9 protein-coding genes are annotated in these 13,280 nt (G+C 65.9%); 1 reads left to right on the forward strand and 8 read right to left on the reverse strand.

The genetic code is table 11. The annotated features are described in order from the left end of the window. Positions 1 to 77 precede the first annotated feature (77 nt). Together BLS50_RS06750 and BLS50_RS06760 are read right to left on the reverse strand one after the other, a co-directional pair. Positions 78 to 4,781 (reverse strand): glutamate synthase-related protein, encoded by a 4,704-nt coding sequence (locus BLS50_RS06750; RefSeq protein ID WP_012327769.1) that lies wholly within the window; start codon positions 4,779 to 4,781, stop codon positions 78 to 80. A 288-nt stretch (positions 4,782 to 5,069) separates the two neighbouring features. After that, complete coding sequence (locus BLS50_RS06760) at positions 5,070 to 5,783, reverse strand: transposase (RefSeq protein ID WP_006477151.1); 714 nt, start codon at positions 5,781 to 5,783, stop codon at positions 5,070 to 5,072. Positions 5,784 to 5,976: 193 nt separating this feature from the next. Here BLS50_RS06760 and BLS50_RS06765 point away from each other — a divergent pair, with 193 nt between their 5' ends. Further along, complete coding sequence (locus BLS50_RS06765) at positions 5,977 to 6,708, forward strand: OmpW/AlkL family protein (RefSeq protein ID WP_011546624.1); 732 nt, start codon at positions 5,977 to 5,979, stop codon at positions 6,706 to 6,708. 178 nt (positions 6,709 to 6,886) lie between these two features. Here BLS50_RS06765 and ugpQ read toward each other — a convergent pair whose 3' ends face one another. The 6 genes from ugpQ to BLS50_RS06795 form a co-directional block, all read right to left on the reverse strand. After that, the gene (gene ugpQ, locus BLS50_RS06770) at positions 6,887 to 7,657 is read right to left on the reverse strand and encodes a glycerophosphodiester phosphodiesterase (RefSeq protein WP_006477153.1); all 771 of its coding nucleotides are present in this window, start codon (positions 7,655 to 7,657) and stop codon (positions 6,887 to 6,889) included. Between the two features lie 28 nt (positions 7,658 to 7,685). Then, positions 7,686 to 8,771, reverse strand: coding sequence for a sn-glycerol-3-phosphate import ATP-binding protein UgpC (locus tag BLS50_RS06775; protein WP_074801556.1), 1,086 nt, complete (start codon positions 8,769 to 8,771; stop codon positions 7,686 to 7,688). A gap of 30 nt (positions 8,772 to 8,801) precedes the next feature. Continuing rightward, positions 8,802 to 9,647: a sn-glycerol-3-phosphate ABC transporter permease UgpE gene (ugpE, locus tag BLS50_RS06780; RefSeq protein ID WP_006477155.1), complete on the reverse strand. Its 846-nt coding sequence runs from the start codon at positions 9,645 to 9,647 to the stop codon at positions 8,802 to 8,804. Then, positions 9,644 to 10,528, reverse strand: coding sequence for a sn-glycerol-3-phosphate ABC transporter permease UgpA (gene ugpA, locus BLS50_RS06785; protein WP_027809243.1), 885 nt, complete (start codon positions 10,526 to 10,528; stop codon positions 9,644 to 9,646). The genes ugpE and ugpA overlap by 4 nt, the downstream gene beginning before the upstream one ends. A gap of 96 nt (positions 10,529 to 10,624) precedes the next feature. Further along, positions 10,625 to 11,959: a sn-glycerol-3-phosphate ABC transporter substrate-binding protein UgpB gene (ugpB, locus tag BLS50_RS06790; RefSeq protein ID WP_074801559.1), complete on the reverse strand. Its 1,335-nt coding sequence runs from the start codon at positions 11,957 to 11,959 to the stop codon at positions 10,625 to 10,627. 88 nt (positions 11,960 to 12,047) lie between these two features. Beyond that, entirely contained in the window at positions 12,048 to 13,256 is a 1,209-nt protein-coding gene (locus BLS50_RS06795) for a deoxyguanosinetriphosphate triphosphohydrolase (protein WP_006477157.1), read from the reverse strand. Positions 13,257 to 13,280: the final 24 nt, after the last annotated feature.

Raw genomic sequence — 13,280 nt, forward strand, 5'->3', positions numbered from 1 at the left:
CTTCTGTTCGGTGTATCGGGTGGGGGAGCCACGCGCCGCCGTCAGGCGCGCGCGGCATTCGCTATGTCGTTCGTCGCTCAGGCGGCCAGCACTTCCTTCGCCGCCTTCTTCGCACCGATCTCGCCCAGCGCGCGCTTGTATTCGTGCGGGAACACCTTCACGAACTGGCGGCGCGCCGCGTCCCAGTTTTCCAGCAGCGACTTCGCGCGCGGCGAACCCGTGAACTGGAAATGACGCTCGACGAGCCCCTTGAGCAGCGCTTCGTCCGTCGTGCCTTCGTGCCAGAGCGCGCGGTCGACCGTGCGTTCCTGCTCGGCCTGCTGCAGCACCGGTTCGAGCGCGACCATCGACTTGTTGCACTTCGCCGCGAACGTGCCTTCCGGATCGTAGATGTACGCGAGGCCGCCCGACATGCCGGCCGCGAAGTTGCGCCCCGTCTCGCCGAGCACGACGACCGTACCGCCCGTCATGTATTCGCAGCCGTGGTCGCCCGTGCCTTCGACGACCGCCGTCGCGCCCGAGTTGCGCACGCAGAAGCGCTCGCCGGCCACGCCGCGGAAGAACGCTTCGCCTTCGATCGCGCCGTACATCACCGTGTTGCCGCAGATGATGTTTTCCTCGGACTTGCCGCGGAAGTCGTTGGTCGGACGAATGATGATCCGGCCGCCCGACAGGCCCTTGCCGACGTAGTCGTTGCCGTCGCCGACGAGGTCGAGCGTCACGCCCTTCGCGAGGAACGCGCCGAAGCTCTGGCCGGCCGTGCCCTTCAGCTGGATGTGCACCGCGTCGTCGGCCAGGCCGTCGTGGCCGTGCTTCTTCGCGATCACGCCCGACAGCATCGCGCCGACCGTCCGGTTCACGTTGCGCACCGGCTGGATGAACGACACATGCTCGCCGTTCTCGATCGCGGCCTTCGCCTTCTCGATCAGCACGTGGTCGAGCGCGCGCTCGAGGCCGTGATCCTGCACGTCGACATGGCGCGGCGCGACGTCCTCGCACTCTTCCGGCTGGTAGAACACGCGCGAGAAGTCGAGGCCCTTCGCCTTCCAGTGCTCGATGCCCTTGCGCGTATCGAGCAGGTCGGCGCGGCCGATCAGGTCGTCGAACTTCGCGACGCCGAGCTGCGCCATGATCTCGCGCACTTCCTCGGCGACGAAGAAGAAGTAGTTCACGACGTGCTCGGGCTGGCCCTTGAACTTCGCACGCAGCACCGGGTCCTGCGTCGCGACGCCGACCGGGCACGTGTTCAGGTGGCACTTGCGCATCATGATGCAGCCCTCGACGACGAGCGGCGCCGTTGCGAAGCCGAATTCGTCCGCGCCGAGCAGCGCGCCGATCACGACGTCGCGGCCCGTCTTCATCTGGCCGTCGGCCTGCACGCGGATGCGGCCGCGCAGGCGGTTCAGCACCAGCGTCTGCTGCGTTTCGGCCAGGCCGAGCTCCCACGGCGTGCCCGCATGCTTGACCGACGACAGCGGCGACGCACCCGTGCCGCCGTCATGGCCGGCGATCACGACGTGATCGGCCTTCGCCTTCGCGACACCGGCCGCGACCGTGCCCACGCCCACTTCCGACACGAGCTTCACGGAGATGCTCGCGCTCGGGTTCACGTTCTTCAGGTCGTGGATCAACTGCGCCAGATCCTCGATCGAGTAGATGTCGTGGTGCGGCGGCGGCGAGATCAGGCCGACCCCCGGCACCGAGTAACGCAGCTTGCCGATGTATTCCGACACCTTGTGGCCCGGCAGCTGGCCGCCTTCGCCCGGCTTCGCGCCCTGCGCCATCTTGATCTGGATCTGGTCGGCCGATGCCAGGTACTCGGCGGTGACGCCGAAGCGGCCCGACGCGACCTGCTTGATCTTCGAGCGCAGCGAATCGCCGTCCTTCAGCGGAATGTCGCTGACGATCTCGTCGCCGATCACCGACTTCAGCGTCTCGCCCGCCTTGATCGGAATGCCGCGCAGTTCGTTGCGATAGCGCTTCTGGTCCTCGCCGCCTTCGCCGGTGTTCGACTTGCCGCCGATCCGGTTCATCGCGACCGCGAGCGTCGCGTGCGCTTCGGTGCTGATCGAACCGAGCGACATCGCGCCGGTCGCGAAGCGCTTGACGATCTCCTTCGCCGGCTCGACGTCGTCGATCGGGATCGCCTTGGTCGGCTCGACCTTGAACTCGAACAGGCCGCGGAACGTCATGTGACGCTTGGTCTGGTCGTTGATCAGGTGCGCGTATTCCTTGTACGTCTGGTATGAGTTGCTGCGCGTCGCGTGCTGCAGCTTCGCGATCGAATCCGGCGTCCACATGTGGTCTTCGCCGCGCACGCGGTACGCGTACTCGCCGCCCGCGTCGAGCATGTCGCGCAGGACCGGGCTGTCGCCGAACGCATCGCGGTGCAGGCGGATCGCTTCTTCCGCGACTTCGAACAGGCCGATGCCGCCGACCTTCGATGCCGTGCCCTTGAAGTACTTCTCGACGAGGTCGCTCGACAGGCCGAGCGCTTCAAAGATCTGCGCGCCCGTGTACGACATGTACGTCGAGATGCCCATCTTCGACATCACCTTCTGCAGGCCCTTGCCGACGGCCTTCGTGAAGTTGTAGACGGCCTTCTCCGGCGACAGGTCGCCCGGCAGGCCTTCGGCCATCTTCGCGAGCGTTTCCATCGCGAGGTACGGGTGCACGGCTTCCGCGCCGTAGCCCGCGAGCAGCGCGAAGTGGTGCGTTTCACGCGCGGAGCCCGTCTCGACGACGAGGCCCGTGCTCGTGCGCAGCCCTTGCTGGACGAGGTGCGTGTGGATCGCCGACGTGGCGAGCAGCGCCGGAATCGCGACGTGCTCGGCGTCGGTCTTGCGGTCCGACACGATCAGCATGTTGTAGCCCGACTTCACCGCGTCGACGGCTTCCGCGCACAGCGACGCGAGGCGCGCCTCGATGCCTTCCTTGCCCCACGCGACCGGGTAGCAGATGTTCAGTTCGTACGCGCTGAACTTGCCGCCCGTGTACTGGTCGATCGCGCGGATCTTCGCGATGTCCTTGAAGTCGAGCACCGGCTGCGACACTTCGAGCCGCATCGGCGGGTTGATGTTGTTCGTGTCGAGCAGGTTCGGCTTCGGGCCGATGAACGACACGAGCGACATCACCATGTTTTCGCGGATCGGGTCGATCGGCGGGTTCGTGACCTGCGCGAACAGCTGCTTGAAGTAGTGATAGAGCGTCTTGTTCTTGTTCGACATCACCGCGAGCGGCGAGTCGTTGCCCATCGAACCGACGGCTTCCTCGCCCTGCTGCGCCATCGGCGCCATCAGGAACTTCAGGTCTTCCTGCGTGTAGCCGAACGCCTGCTGGCGGTCGAGCAGCGCAGCGCCCTGCGTGCGGCCGGCCGCGACTTCCTCGGCCTTCGGCTCGATCTCGTCGAGCTTGATGCGCACCGCGTCGATCCAGCTCTTGTACGGCTTCGCGTTCGCGAGGTTGTCCTTCAGTTCCTTGTCGTCGATGATGCGGCCGTGTTCCATGTCGATCAGGAACATCTTGCCCGGCTGCAGGCGCCACTTCTTGACGATCTTCGATTCGGGGATCGGCAGCGTGCCAGCTTCCGACGCCATGATGACGAGGTCGTCGTCGGTCACGATGTAGCGCGCCGGACGCAGGCCGTTACGGTCGAGCGTCGCGCCGATCTGGCGACCGTCGGTGAACGCGATCGCGGCCGGGCCGTCCCACGGTTCCATCATCGCGGCGTGGTATTCGTAGAACGCGCGGCGGTTCTCGTCCATCAGCGTGTGCTGTTCCCACGCTTCCGGGATCATCATCATCACCGCATGCACGAGCGGGTAGCCGGCCATCACCAGCAGTTCGAGACAGTTGTCGAACGATGCGGTATCCGACTGGCCCGGATAGATCAGCGGCCACAGCTTCGGCAGGTCGTCGGCGAGCACGTGCGATGCGATCGCGCCGGTACGTGCGTTCAACCAGTTCACGTTGCCCTTCACGGTGTTGATCTCGCCGTTGTGCGCGATCATCCGGTACGGGTGAGCCAGCTCCCACGCCGGGAACGTGTTGGTCGAGAAGCGCTGGTGCACGAGCGCGAGTGCCGACACGACGCGCGGGTCCTGCAGGTCGCGGTAGTACACGCCGACCTGGCCCGCGAGCAGCAGCCCCTTGTAGACGATCGTGCGCGCCGACATTGACGGCACGAAGTATTCCTTGCCGTGCTTGAGCTTCAGCGCCTGGATGCGGTGGCTCGCCGTCTTGCGGATCACGTACAGCTTCCGCTCGAGCGCGTCCGTCACCATGATGTCCTTGCCGCGGCCGATGAAGATCTGGCGGATCAGCGGCTCGCTCGCCTTGACCGTCGGCGAGATCGGCATCGCATGGTCGACCGGCACGTCGCGCCAGCCCAGCACGACCTGGCCTTCGGCCTTCACCGTACGCTCGAGTTCCTGCTCGCAGGCGAGACGCGATGCGTTTTCCTTCGGCAGGAAGATCATCCCCACCCCGTACTCGCCGGCCGGCGGCAGGTCCACGCCCTGCTTCGCCATTTCCTCGCGATAGAACGCGTCCGGAATCTGGATCAGGATGCCCGCGCCGTCGCCCATCAGCGGATCGGCGCCGACCGCGCCGCGGTGATCGAGGTTCTCGAGGATCTTCAGGCCTTGCTGAATGATCTCGTGGCTCTTCTTGCCCTTGATGTGAGCGACGAAGCCGACGCCGCAGGCGTCGTGTTCGTTTTGCGGGTCGTACAGACCTTGTGCGGCGGGCACCGCGGCGAGCGGCTGCTGGTGGTCGTTCATGGGGACACCGTCGTAAAGGGGGCCTGGAGGCCGTTGAACCGTTTTCTTGTTGCCGTCGAGCCCGCTCCCGACGGGAGACGGCACGGCCGACAGTGGTTGGGCAGGCTTCGCCCGGGCCACCGGAATTCGGAATATACGCGACGAATCAAGGGAATAGCAACAAAAACCGCTTGATCGAACCCCAATTAAATGGATGCCTTGATCTGGTGCTGTTTTATTGGGGGCGCATCGTTTTGGTGCAAAAAGAAGCGGCGCCCGCAGCGCCGCTTCTGGCCCGCCTTTCCGGCATTACTGCTGGATCGGTGGCGTGTTTTCACGCACCTTTCTGGGGCGTCCGCGCGGCAACGGCGAAACGCGCCGGTTCGCGGTGCGCGCCGCCCACTCGCGGTAATTCTCGCCGCCGAGCACCCAGCCCTTCAGCGTCGCCTGCTGCAGCTGGTCGGCCTGCCGCTCGTCGAGCGGCTGCTCGCACAGCTCCTTGTACGCACGCTGGCGGTCGAACGGCGTGTTGCCGAGCGCCCAGTAGAGCGGATGGTCGGTGATCAGGCTGTCGACGGTGAGCCCGACGTGATGCCGGTAGCTCGACCAGCGATAGGCCTCGGGCGTCGCGACGAGCTGCGCACGCACCGGGCTCATCTCGACCACGCGGCTCGCGAGCAGGAAATAACGCTCGCCTTCGATCACCGTCGCGCGATAGCGGCCTTCCCACAGCGTGCCGCGGCGCGAATAGCGCCGGTTGAAATGCGCGACGTAGCGACGGCCGACGGCCTGCATCGCCTTCGGCAGGCTGGCTTCGTCGCTGGGCGTCACGAGCAGTTGCACCTGGCGCGGCAGCAGCACGTAGGCATGCACCGACAGGTGATGATCGCGTGCGGCGGCCTTCAGGCAATCGATGAAGAGTTCGTAGTCCTGGTCGTCGACGAACGCGGGTTGCTGATCCAGGCCGCGCAGTATCACGTGCTGCGGCTGGTCGGGAACGTAGAGTCGTGCTAACCGTGCCATGCTGAATGTCCGTTTGAACGCGTTAGGAAATACCCGGAGGTCCGAAAGTGCGCACCTGCGTAGAATGCCTGTCCCTGCGGCGCGCGTAAGCGTACGGTCGTGCGAATCCTAGGGAGAAAACTCTAACTTACGAGCTTGTTTGGTTTTAAACGCAGTCGTCATAATGAGCACGCCTTTGATCGGAGGAGACACAATGAAACGAAAACTGGCCATTACGGGGGCCGCAGCGCTCGCATTCACGTTCGCGGGCGGTACGGCACATGCACAATCCGCAGGTGATTTCTACGTCAGCACCGGCTGGCTGCACCTTTCGCCGCAGGACAGCAGTGACCCGCTGTTCGTCTACCGCGTAGGCGGCACGCCCATCAACCAATCGATTCCCAACACCGGCGCCGGCATCAACGACGCCGACACGCTGGGGCTCGCAGCAGGCTACTTCGTCACCGACCATATCTCCACCGAGCTCGTGATGGGGATCCCGCCGAAGTTCGACATCACCGGCAAGGGTCAGTTCGACAGATTCGGCGTACTCGGCCGTGCATACCAGTGGAGCCCTGCCGTCCTGCTTCGCTACCACTTCAACGACGCCAATGCGAAGTTCCGTCCGTATGTCGGCGTCGGCGCGACGTACGTCTGGTTCACCGGCGCCAAGATCACCAACAGCGCGTTCGAGAACGGCGTGCTCGGCGGCCCGACCAGCGCGACGACCAGCAACCAGTGGGCGCCCGTGCTCAACGCCGGCTTCACGTACAACTTCACGAAACACTGGTTCGCAGGCCTGTCGCTGTCGTACATCCCGGTCAGCGTGACCGCGACGTTCACGACGGCCCGCCGGACGCCGGTCGGGACGCTGACGGAAACGTCGAAGGCCCACATCTCGCTGAACCCGATCGTCACGTACCTGAACCTCGGCTACCGCTTCTAAGCGTAGTCGAATATTTGGGGAATGGTTAATCCTGCTGCAATTTGTAGCGGATTTTTCCTGGCGTAACGTCTCCACGATGCAAAACGCCCCGGCGCTCAGCGCGCCGGGGCGTCGTTTTTTCGCGTCAGGCACGGTCCGGGCGACGGTTTTTTACCGGACGCGGACGCGGCCATCGCCGCTAGACGACGTCGATGTCGTCCAGCGCATCGGGCGCGATCAGGTCGATGCGGTCCGTGCAGACGGCATCGACGCCCCAGCGCGCGAGTTCGCGTGCCCGTTCGAGGTCGTTCACCGTGTAAACCAGGATGCGCAACCCGGCCGCCTTGATCGCGCGCACCAGCGATTCGTCGAGCCGAGTGTGGTCTGCATGCAACGATACGCAGTCGAGCGCATCGATGACCTGCGCATGCCAGTCGTCCGGCACGACTTCGTAGAGCATCCCGCGCGGCAACGCCGGCACCGTCGCACGCGCCTGTTGCAGCGCCTCGAACGAGAACGACGACAGCAACGGCGCAACGGCGGCATCGCGCCAGTACGCAGCCGCGTCGGCCGCCACGCGCTGCCCGGTTTCGCGCTCGCGCCCCGGGCACGGCTTGATCTCGACGTTCGCGGCCAGCCCGTGCGCGAGGCAGCGCGCCGCCGCCGCCTCGAGCGTCGGCATCCGTTCGCCGGCGAAGCGCGCATCGCGCCACGCGCCCGCGTCGAGCGCGGCCAGCGCCGCATAACGCATGCCCGCCGCCGCTCCGTGGCCGTTCGAGGTCCGGTCGACCGTGTCGTCATGCAGCAGGAACGTCACGTCGTCGGCCGACAGTTTCGCGTCGAATTCGACCATCCGGTGCCCGCGCCGCGCGCCCTCGTCGAGCGCGGCCAGCGTGTTCTCCGGTGCGAGCGTGCCGCCGCCGCGATGGGCGACGACACGCGGATAGGGCCAGTCGATACGGGTGATCATCGTCGGTCTCTCGGCGAATGCAGCGGTTTCAGCCGGCGCGCTTGCCGGATTCGGGATCGAAGAAATGCAGCCGGTGCGCGGGCAGCGCGGCCGCCAGCGCCGTGCCGCGCGCGGGGCGGTCCGCGTGCGGCAGGCGCACCGCGATGTCGTGATCGCCCCAGCGGCCGTGCGCGAGATTGTCCGCGCCGAGCAGCTCGCACGAATCGACCGGCAGCGTCGCCTGCGCGACGCCCGGCTGCGGCGTCATGTGTTCGGGACGCATGCCGAGTACCCAGTCGCGCCCGGTGGCGATCTCGCGGCCGATGCCCGGCGCGCCGGCCACCGGCAGCGCGGGACCGCCGCCCGCGACCGTGAAGCTCGCGCCGTCTTCCGACAGCCGGCCGTGCATCAGGTTCATCGCGGGCGAGCCGATGAAGCCCGCGACGAACACCGTCGCCGGCTTCTCGTACACGTCGACCGGTGCGCCGATCTGCTCCGCGTAACCACGGTTCATCACGATCACCCGCTGCGCGAGCGTCATCGCCTCGATCTGGTCGTGCGTCACGTACACGCTGGTCGTCGCGAGCCGCGCATGCAGCCGCTGGATCTCGAGCCGCATCTGCACGCGCAGCTTCGCGTCGAGGTTCGACAACGGCTCGTCGAACAGGAACACCGACGGCTCGCGCACGATCGCGCGCCCCATCGCGACGCGCTGCCGCTGCCCGCCCGACAGTTCACGCGGGCGCCGCGCGAGCAGCGGCTCGAGCTCGAGGATCTTCGCGGCCGCGGCCACCCTTGAATCGATCGTCGCGCGCTCGATCCCGCGGATCTTCAGCCCGTAACCCATGTTCTGCGCGACCGTCATGTGCGGGTACAGCGCATAGTTCTGGAACACCATCGCGATGTCGCGATCCTTCGGCTCCAGCGTGTTGACGACCCGGTCGCCGATCGCGATCTCGCCGTCCGTCACGCTCTCGAGCCCCGCGATCATCCGCAGCAACGTCGACTTGCCGCAGCCCGACGGGCCGACCAGCACGATGAATTCGCCGTCGGCGATCTCCACGTCGATGCCATGCAGCACGTGCTGCTTGCCGTCGTAGGATTTCCTGACGCCCTTCAAGCTCAGCGCAGCCATACCTGGTCCTTCTCCCGGTTACCGTGGGGGTTATTTTTCGGAATCGACGAGGCCGCGCACGAACCAGCGCTGCATCGCCAGCACGACGACGAGCGGCGGGATCATCGCCAGCAGCAGCGCCGCCATCACGTATTGCCATTCGGTCGCGGCGTCGCCGCTCGCGATCATCGTCTTGATACCCACCACCGCCGTCGACAGCGACGCTTCCGTCGTGATCAGGATCGGCCACAGATACTGGTTCCAGCCGTAGATGAAGGTGATCACGAACAGCGCGGCGATGCTCGTCTTCGACAGCGGCAGCACGACGTCCCAGAAGAAACGCAGCGGCCCCGCGCCGTCGATGCGCGCGGCATCCATCAGTTCGTCGGGCAGTGTCATGAAGAACTGGCGGAACAGGAACGTCGCGGTGGCCGACGCGATCAGCGGCAGCGAGAGCCCGGCGTAGGTGTTCGTCAGATGCAGCGTCGACACGACCTGCACGGTCGGGAAGATCCGCACTTCCACCGGCAGCATCAGCGTGATGAAGATCAGCCAGAACGCCGTGTTGCGAAACGGGAAGCGGAAATAGACGATCGCGTATGCGGACAGGATCGATACCGCGATCTTGCCGACCGCGATGCCGAGCGCCATCGCGAAGCTGTTCACGAGCAGGCGGCCGAACGGCGCCGTCGTGCCGCCGCTGCCGTGCCCCCAGATGTACGCGACGTTCTCGAACAGGTGCGTGCTCGGCACGAGCGACAGCGGCACCGTCAACACTTCCTGCGCGTTCATCGTCGCCGCGCAGAACGCGACGTAGACAGGGAACACGATCAGCACCACGCCCGCGATCAGCACCGCGTGGCAGAACAGGTCGAAGCCCTTGCGATTTTCGATCATGCGTATTGCACCCTGCGTTCGACGAAGCGGAACTGGATCACCGTGAGCGCGACGACGATGATCATCAGCACGACCGACTGCGCGCCCGAGCTGCCGATGTCGAGCCCCTGGAAGCCCTCCGCGAAGATCTTGTAGATCAGCGTCCTGGTGCTCTGCGCCGGGCCGCCGCCGGTGGCCGCGTCGATCACCGGGAAGGTGTCGAAGAATGCGTAGACGAGGTTCACGACCAGCAGGAAGAAACTCGTCGGCGACAGCAGCGGCAGCACGATGTTGAAGAAGCGCCGCACCGGCCCCGCGCCGTCGATCGCCGCCGCCTCGATCAGCGAGCGCGGAATCGCCTGCAGCCCCGCGTAGAAGAACAGGAAGTTGTAGCTCACCTGCTTCCACACCGACGCCAGCACGACGAGGAACATCGCCTGCTCGCCGTTCAGCGCATGGTTCCACACGATGCCGCCCTTCGCGAGCGCATATGTGATCAGGCCGATGCTCGGGTTGAACAGGAACGCCCACAGCACGGCCGCGATCGTCGGCGCGACCGCGTACGGCCAGATCAGCAGCGTGCGGTACACGCGCGCGCCGCGGATCACGCGGTCGGCGCATGCGGCGAGCAGCAGCGACACGACGAGCCCGCTCACCGTGACCAGCGAACTGAACACGAGCGTCGTGCGCAACGAATCGAGATACAGCGGATCGGCGAACAGGTGCGTGAAGTTCGCGAGGCCGACGAATTCGCTCGACGTGCCGAACGCGTCCTGCGTCTGCGTGGACTGCCACAGCGCGACGCCGGCCGGCCACAGGAAGAACACGGCGGTGATCGCGAGCTGCGGCGCGATCAGCAGGTACGGCACCGGGCTCGTACCGAAACGGGAACGGGATTGCATCGCGGATATCCGGTCAGGCGAAACGGAAGGGAAACCGCGCCGCCGGACGGCATGCGCTGACGCGCGATACCGCCGGCGGCACGAAGCGATGCGTGCTCAGCCGCCCGACTTCTCGAAACGGCGCAGCAGCTCGTCGCCGCGCGACGCAGCCGAATCGAGCGCGTCCTTCGGCGACTTCTTCTGCGCCCAGACCTGTTCGAACTCCTCGTCGACCACCGTGCGAATCTGCGGCATGTTGCCCAGGCGCAGCCCCTTCGTGTACGGCAGCGGCGGCTTGTTCAGCATCTGCTTGATCGCGGTTTCGGCGCTCGGGTTCTTCGCGTAGAAGCCCTGCTGGCGGGTCAGATCGTACGCGGCGGTCGTGACCGGCAGGTAGCCGGTGTCCTGGTGCCACTTCGCGGCGACCGCGGGCGAAGCGAGGTACGCGAGGAATTTCGCGACGCCCTTGTAGGTCGCCGGGTCCTTGCCGGCCAGCACCCACAGGCTCGCGCCGCCGATGATCGCGTTCTGCGGCGCGCCCTTCACGTTCGCGTCGTACGGCAGCATGCCCGTGCCGTAGCTGAACTTCGCGAATTTCTGCACGTTCGCGAGCGCGCCCGACGACGTCGTGAGGATCCCGCAGTCGCCGCTGTAGAACTTCGCCGACGCTTCGTCCTTGCGGCCCGCGTACGTGAACGTGCCGTCCTTCGCCATCTGCTGCAGGAAGGAGATGTGTTCGATCTGCTGCGGCTTGTTGAACTCGAGCACGGCGTCGGTACCGTCGAAGCCGTTGTTGCGGCTCGCGAACGGCAGCCCGTGCCACGCGCTGTAGTTTTCGAGCTGGATCCAGCCTTGCCAGCCGGTCGTGAAGCCGCACGCCATCCCCGACTTGCGCAGCTTCTCGGCATCCGCCTTCACGTCGGCCCACGTCTTCGGCGGCTGGTTCGGATCGAGGCCCGCCTTCTTGAACGCGTCCTTGTTGTAGTACAGCACCGGCGTCGAGCTGTTGAACGGCATCGACACGAGGTGGCCCGTCTTCGCGTCGCTGTAGTAGCTCGCGATGGTCGGCACGAACGCCTTTTCGTCGAGCGTCACGCCGGCCTGCTTGAACACGTCGTAGACCGGCACGACCGCCTTCTTCGCCTGCATCATCGTCGCCGTGCCGACTTCATAGACCTGGAGGATCGCCGGCGCGTTGCCGCTGCGATAGGCCGCGATGCCCGCTGCGAGCGCCTGGTCGTAGGTGCCCTTGTAGACCGGCACGATCTTGTAATCGCTTTGCGACGCGTTGAACTGGTCGGCGATCGCATTGACCCGCTCGCCGAGCGCGGCCTCCATCGCATGCCAGAACTGGATTTCCGTCGCGGCGAGCGCCACGTGCTGTACCCCGAACATCAGCGCGCCGCCGAGCGCGATCGAACGAACCAGTGTCCCCGCAGGCTTCTTCTTCATCGACCTCTCCTATGAAAACGTTACCAACAGCGTGTGCAACATTCCCGTCGCCATTGAACCGGCGAAGTCTAGTGATCGTTTGTGACAGTCAGTTGTCGTTGATGACGAACAGGCGCTGATATTCCTTCAGCGCGAAGCGGTCGGTCATGCCGGCGATGTAGTGCGCGACGAGACGCGGCTGCTGCGCCGCGTCGTCGGACTGGTACGGCGGCGGCAGCAGGCGCGGATCGTCGATGAACGCGTCGAACAACCCGGTGACGACGCGCTGTGCCTTGCTCGCCATGCGCATCACCTTGTAGTGGCGATACAGGTTCTTGAAGAGGAAGCGCTTGAGGGCTGCCGCCTGCGCGGCGACCTCCGGGCTGTGCGACACGAGCGGCGGCGCGGCGCGCACGTCGTCGAGCGACGCGGGGGCGACGCGGGCGAGATTGCGCGTCGTCTCGTCGATCAGGTCGACGATCAGCGTGTTGATGATGCGGCGCACCGTCTCGTGCACGAGCCGGCGGCCTTCGAGGTGCGGGAATTCGGCGAGCGCCGCTTCGTAGTGACGCTGCCACAGCTCCACTTCGGCGAGCTGCTCGATCGTGATCAGGCCGGAGCGCAGGCCGTCGTCGACGTCGTGGTTGTTGTAGGCAATTTCATCGGCGATGTTCGCGAGCTGCGCTTCGAGCGACGGCTGGCGACCCTGCAGAAAGCGCTCGCCGAGCGCGCCGAGCTTGCGCGCATTCTCGCGCGAGCAGTGCTTCAGGATGCCTTCGCGCGTCTCGAAGCACAGGTTCAACCCGTTGAACGCGCCGTAGTGCTCCTCGAGCTCGTCGACCACCGCGAGGCTCTGCAGGTTGTGCTCGAAGCCGCCGTGCTCGCGCATGCACGCATTCAGCGCGTCCTGCCCGGCATGGCCGAACGGCGTATGGCCGAGATCGTGCGCGAGCGAGATCGCTTCGACGAGATCCTCGTTCAGGCGCAGGTTGCGTGCGACCGAGCGCGCGATCTGCGCGACTTCGAGGCTGTGCGTGAGGCGGGTGCGGAACAGGTCGCCTTCGTGATTGACGAAGACCTGCGTCTTGTATTCGAGCCGGCGAAACGCGGTCGAATGGACGATGCGGTCGCGATCGCGCTGGAATTCGGTGCGCGCCGCCGGCGGCGTTTCAGGATGGCGGCGGCCGCGTGACTGCGACGCGTGCGCGGCATACGGAGCGAGATGGGCTTCCAGCGCCGCCAGCGTCGGCGGCTCGGCCACCGGCGCAGCGGATGCGCGGCTGGCTTCGGGCAGTGTGCTGCTGGATGTCTCGCTCACGTCTCCTCCATGTCAGGGGCGCCG

The sequence above is a fragment of the Burkholderia orbicola genome, assembly GCF_900100915.1.
GTDB classification, from domain to species: domain Bacteria; phylum Pseudomonadota; class Gammaproteobacteria; order Burkholderiales; family Burkholderiaceae; genus Burkholderia; species Burkholderia orbicola.